The organism is Mesobacillus sp., from assembly GCF_049588175.1.
Taxonomy (GTDB): Bacteria; Bacillota; Bacilli; order Bacillales; family Cytobacillaceae; genus Mesobacillus.
In genome coordinates this window covers 1-5732 of record NZ_JBAVFI010000460.1, presented here as the reverse complement: position 1 = coordinate 5732, position 5732 = coordinate 1, and the positions used below count along the sequence as shown (strand labels likewise).

The following is a 5732-nucleotide window of genomic DNA, read 5'->3' as shown; positions in this document are numbered from 1 at the left end:
ATACTTTTACGACTGAGGTATTTGCAGATGGGAATATCAACGGCAAAACTCTGGAAGGTGATCTCTTTTTAAAAGGCAAAGGCGATCCGACACTCCTGCCTGATGACTTTAATAAAATCGCTAAAACAATTAAAGAAAAGGGAATCGAAAGAATTGAGGGTAATCTAATTGCCGATGATACCTGGTACGATGATGTTCGGTACTCTAATGATTTAACCTGGACCGACGAACATGAATATTACGGATCACAAATTTCGGCTTTAACCGCTTCACCCAACAAAGACTATGATTCAGGCACGGTAATCCTTAATATTCATCCTGGAACCAAGAATGGCAGCAATGCAATCATTTCAATTGAGCCGAATACAGATTATGTTCATATCGAAAATAAAACAATAACAGTTGATGCAAAAGGGAAATATGATATTAATATCGAGAGGAAACACGGCGAGAATACTATTTTAGTAACTGGTACCATCCCAGCAGATGCTAATAAAAAGAAAGAGTGGGTCGCAATTTGGGAGCCTTCAATGTATTCGATGGATCTTTTAAAACGGTCCTTTGAAAGTCAAGGAATTAAAGTTATTGGGAAAATAAAATCTGGCACAGCTAAAGAATCTATGAACCAATTAATTTCACATAAATCCATGCCTCTTTCGGAACTTCTGATTCCTTTCATGAAGCTTAGCAATAACGGTCATGCAGAAGTATTAGTGAAGGAAATGGGCAAATTTGTCCATGATGAGGGCAGCTGGGATAAAGGACTTGAGGTCATGAGTTCTGAATTAGCTGAGATGGGAGTAAATTCTGATCAGCTAGTTTTGAGAGACGGATCAGGACTCTCCCATGCAAACCTGGTACCTGCCAATGAAATCACCTCCCTCCTGTATCAAGTTCAGAAGGAAAAATGGTACAAAACGTTTAAGCATTCCCTGCCAGTAGCCGGTGCTAGCGATAGAATGAAAGGAGGCACCATGCGCAGCAGAATGAAGACAGAACCGATGAAGGAGAACGTAATTGCTAAAACCGGATCGTTGACAGGTGTCCATACATTAGCAGGCTATGTAAAAACCAGCAGCGGTAAAACGCTTATTTTTGCCATTTTATTAAACAATCTGCTGGATGATGAAGCTGGAAAGCAAATTGAAGATCGAATCGTTGAAGTGCTGGCAAGACAGCCTTAAATGATAAAAAAGCTGTACAGATGAGAATCTGTACAGCTTTTTTGGGTCTTTAAATTTTGCATTTATCCTGAATACGTTTAACGATAGGCGCAGGGACGAACGATGATATGCCGGAAATTATTAATATTTTCCGGATTTCAAGTCATTTATTCCGGATAATCTCGTTTTATTCCGGAAAGCACCTCATTTATTCCGGAAATTTCAATTTTATTCCGAAATCGTCTTATTTCGCAAAACGATGATTTCCGATTGTCACTGTTACTTCTCTTGAGAATACCCATTTGCTCACTGCAGTTTTAGGATTGAAGAAGAACAAAGATCCTTTTCCATTGCCCTTAAAAGCAAGTGCTTCTTTTACAGCCTTCTTAGAATCAGCATCTGCTGGGGTGTTTATCGCACCATTCTTTACTGGCGTAAATGCATAGTATCCGTTAGATTTTTGGTAGACTACACTTCTGATTGTATTTGGGAAGTCCGGGCTTGCCACTCGGTTAAGAACCACTGTCGCTACTGCCACTTTACCTGCATATGGCTCCCCTTTGGCTTCAGCATGCACAAGCCGTGCCAGTAGGTCCTGGTCAGCCGCTGATACAGGCGATGCTGGAATTGTCAGCTGCTGTCCCGGATATAATAGATAGCTAGTTGCATTATTCGCTTTCTTTAAATTAAGCACGGGCACTCCGTACTTGCTTGCTATTCCCCAATATGTATCTCCAGTTTTCACTGTGTGTGTTGCAGCTTCAGCCGCTCCGTTCATTGTAAACAGGGACAATGACACTAATGCTGTTAGCGCTGCCAATCTCTTTTTCATTTTTCTCATTTTCTCTACCTCCCAGTAGTGTTGCTTCTCTCTACTAGTAAGGCTAACAGTTGTAATATAGTTATTCATTGCCCAAAAAGTGCCAATCCTTCTATTACTCTATTGAACCGCGGTACAGCTCTAATCGTTTTAAACCTAGAAAGTTATTCCATACTCATCTTATTTCCTCATCTATCCATCATTAACAATAATCGGTTCAAATTTTACATAGATTACAAATCTGTAACCTTCCGATTTTTTAAAATTCTTTTCTAAAATCCGAACAGTGTAATACATATATTTATAGAGGGTTAATCAACTTGTACTAATTTCTATTTTAAAATAATTATTATTTAGTATTGATTTTTAATTGAAAAATGTTATCATTTAGTTATTCAAAAAATACAGGATAAAGGCGGGTTGATGATGAGCAATAATCAAAAGAAGAAGCTTACGACAAGCTGGGGAGCGCCAGTGGGGGACAACCAGAATTCCATGACAGCGGGATCAAGGGGTCCTACTTTAATTCAGGATGTACATCTTTTAGAAAAATTGGCGCACTTTAATCGTGAACGTGTTCCTGAGCGTGTAGTACATGCAAAAGGCGCTGGAGCCCATGGATATTTTGAAGTGACAAATGACGTATCAGAATTCACAAAGGCTGATTTCCTTTCTGAAGTTGGCAAAAAGACACCGATGTTTATCCGTTTCTCGACAGTTGCCGGTGAACTAGGATCAGCAGATACAGTCCGTGATCCTCGTGGATTTGCCGTGAAGTTTTATACAGAGGAAGGAAACTACGATATCGTTGGAAACAATACACCCGTATTCTTTATCCGCGATGCCATTAAGTTTCCTGATTTCATCCATACTCAAAAAAGAGATCCGCAAACACATCTGAAGAATCCAAATGCAGTTTGGGATTTCTGGTCTCTATCACCTGAATCACTGCATCAGGTAACAATCCTCATGTCAGACCGCGGTATTCCTGCTACCTTCCGTCATATGCACGGATTTGGCAGCCATACATTTAAATGGACAAATGCAGAAGGCGACGGTGTCTGGGTGAAGTATCACTTCAAGACTGAGCAGGGAGTCAAGAATCTCTCAGCAGATGTAGCGGCTAAAATTGCCGGGGAAAATCCAGATTATCATACAGAAGATTTGTTCAACGCTATTGCAAATGGAGACTTCCCTGCCTGGAAGCTGTATGTACAAATCATGCCTTTAGAGGATGCGAACACATACCGTTTCGATCCATTCGATGTAACAAAGGTTTGGTCCCAAAAGGATTATCCATTAATTGAAGTCGGCAGAATGGTATTGGACCGCAACCCTGAAAACTATTTCGCAGAAGTTGAGCAGGCTACGTTCTCACCTGGAACACTTGTACCGGGTATTGATGTATCACCTGATAAAATGCTTCAGGGCCGTTTGTTTGCTTATGCTGACGCGCATCGTTATCGTGTGGGTGCTAACCACCAACACCTTCCAATTAACCGGGCAAAATCAGAAGTAAACTCCTATCAGCGAGATGGCCAGATGCGCTTTGACGGCAATGGCGGGAAATCAGTAAACTATGAACCTAATAGTTTTGGAGGACCTACTGAGGTGAACGAGCACAAGCAGGCTTCCTTCCCAGTCAGTGGGGTTGCTGAGAATGTCGGCTATGACCATCATGATCACTATACTCAAGCTGGTGACCTATATCGCTTGATGAACGAAGAAGAACGCGCTCGCCTTGTTTCCAACATTGTTGCAGCAATGAAACCAGTAGAACGCGATGATATCAAGCTCCGCCAGATCGGCCATTTCTATAAAGCAGATCAAGAATACGGAACACGTATCGCTCAAGGCTTAGGCTTGCAGGTTCCACAGGAAGTATAAGATGTGATAGTAAGGGCTGTCCTACTCTTAGGGCACCCTTTTTACTTTGTTTTACATTTATGTTGTAGTCATGAATGATTTTTTTAGTTGGGGGTGTCCAATAAGGCATATTGGAACACTTACAGGGTTGTTTTTTACACTTTTCGATGTTCCAATGAAGGCTATTGGAACATCGCTAGACCTGATTTTCCTCTTTTCAATGTTCCAATGAAGCCTATTGGAACATCGCTAGACCTGATTTCCCTCTTTTCGATGTTCCAATGAAGTCTATTGGAACATCGCTAGGGCTAGGTTTCCTCTTTTCGATGTTCCAATCAAGCCTTTTAGAACAACCCTAGGGCTGACAATTAAAGACCGCAAGAATTTCATTCTATAGTAAAGAAAAAAGCAGGCCGCAATTGGCCTGCTTTCGTTTTTCCATTAAAATGTGTGTGCAATATCTTTCGCACGTGCAATTCCATTTTCTTTGATTTCCTGAGCTTTTTCAGGGTTTGCATTGTGGCCTTCGATGAATACACCTTCAAAGGAAGGAACACCGAAGAAATTCATGATCGTTGCCAAATAGCGATGGCCCATTTCCACTTCCGCAGCTGGTCCTTCTGAGTAGTAACCTCCGCGTGCCTGGATATGCAAAGCCTTTTTGTCTGTCAACAACCCTACAGGACCTTCTGCAGTATATCTGAATGTCTTTCCAGCAACAGCTACTGAATCAAGATATGCCTTCATTACTGGCGGGAATGAGAAGTTCCAAAGCGGAGTGACGAATACGAATTTGTCTGCTCCTGTGAACTGCTCAACTAGTTCAGCCAGACGGCCAATTTTAGCCTGAGCATCTGAAGAAAGTGTTTCAAATGCTGTACCTTGTTGAAGCTTGCCCCAACCGCCTAAAACATCTGCATCAATTTGTGGAATGTTTTCTTTAAACAAATCTAAATGGACGATTTCATCATTTTGGTTAACTTCTTTGTAAGTCTCGATGAAAGCTTTTCCTGCTGCCAAACTCACTGATTGCTCCTCGTTTAGCGGGTGTGCAGTGATGTATAAAACCTTTGCCATGATGTATATCACCTTTACTTTCCTGTTATTGTAAATATTTCGAAAAAAATAAATCTCGAAATAAAAATTGTTTACATCGAGATATTAGTGTATTTATATCCGCTGGTCAATTAAAATGCTTCAACAAGTTTAGTTAGGGTAATAGTTTGAGATTATCTTAAAGTTTTCAATGCACCGCTCCATGCCACTACCTCATCAAGCATGGTGTTGACATTATCTAGATGCAAGGCTTGGGGTTTAAATTGTGTACCATTTTCGAAGTCTGTGAACAGAGATAAAGTTGGATGTGTACGGACATCCGCAATCTTTAATTCACCGCAGATTCCTCGTAAATGTTCAGCCGCGCGTGCTCCCCCAGTTGAGCCGTAGCTTACGATTCCGGCTGCTTTGTTATTCCATGCCTCACGGGCAAAATCAAGTGCATTTTTCAAAGCTCCTGTGATACTGTGATTGTACTCCTGTACGATGAAAACAAATCCGTCAAGAGTGCCTAGTTTTTCATTCCATGCAGCAATTCCTGGTTCAGTTCCATCAGTTGTACCTAAGAAAGGCAGCTGAAAGTCTGCGATATCGACAATTTCATAATTCGCATCTCCACGTTTGTCAGCAATCTCCTTAACCCATTCACCCACCTGTGGACTTACCCTACCCTGGCGTGTGCTTCCTAAAATAATTCCGATATTCAATTTAGCTGTTGTCATAGTTTCTTCCTCCCTTGTTTTTCTTCCAAATAATTTATTAAAAAAACTCATAACCCACACCACCTATTAAAAATTCATGTCATTAGTTGATAACTTCTTCCCTAC

5 protein-coding genes are annotated in these 5732 nt (G+C 41.0%); 2 read left to right on the top strand and 3 right to left on the bottom strand.

The window, feature by feature from the left end:
* Positions 1-1184, top strand: a 1184-nt coding sequence (dacB, locus tag WB217_RS11270; RefSeq protein WP_423993323.1) for a D-alanyl-D-alanine carboxypeptidase/D-alanyl-D-alanine endopeptidase, incomplete at its 5' end; no start/stop codon positions are given.
* A 223-nt stretch (positions 1185-1407) separates the two neighbouring features.
* Here dacB and WB217_RS11265 read toward each other — a convergent pair.
* Positions 1408-1995: a cell wall hydrolase gene (locus tag WB217_RS11265; RefSeq protein WP_423993324.1), complete on the bottom strand. Its 588-nt coding sequence runs from the start codon at positions 1993-1995 to the stop codon at positions 1408-1410.
* Between the two features lie 414 nt (positions 1996-2409).
* Here WB217_RS11265 and katA point away from each other — a divergent pair, with 414 nt between their 5' ends.
* Positions 2410-3870: a catalase KatA gene (gene katA, locus WB217_RS11260; protein ID WP_423993322.1), complete on the top strand. Its 1461-nt coding sequence runs from the start codon at positions 2410-2412 to the stop codon at positions 3868-3870.
* Between the two features lie 420 nt (positions 3871-4290).
* Here katA and WB217_RS11255 read toward each other — a convergent pair whose 3' ends face one another.
* Positions 4291-4926, bottom strand: a complete 636-nt coding sequence (locus tag WB217_RS11255) for an FMN-dependent NADH-azoreductase (protein ID WP_423993321.1) — start codon at positions 4924-4926, stop codon at positions 4291-4293.
* A 152-nt stretch (positions 4927-5078) separates the two neighbouring features.
* Complete coding sequence (locus tag WB217_RS11250) at positions 5079-5678, bottom strand: NADPH-dependent FMN reductase (protein ID WP_423993320.1); 600 nt, start codon at positions 5676-5678, stop codon at positions 5079-5081.
* Positions 5679-5732 lie beyond the last annotated feature (54 nt).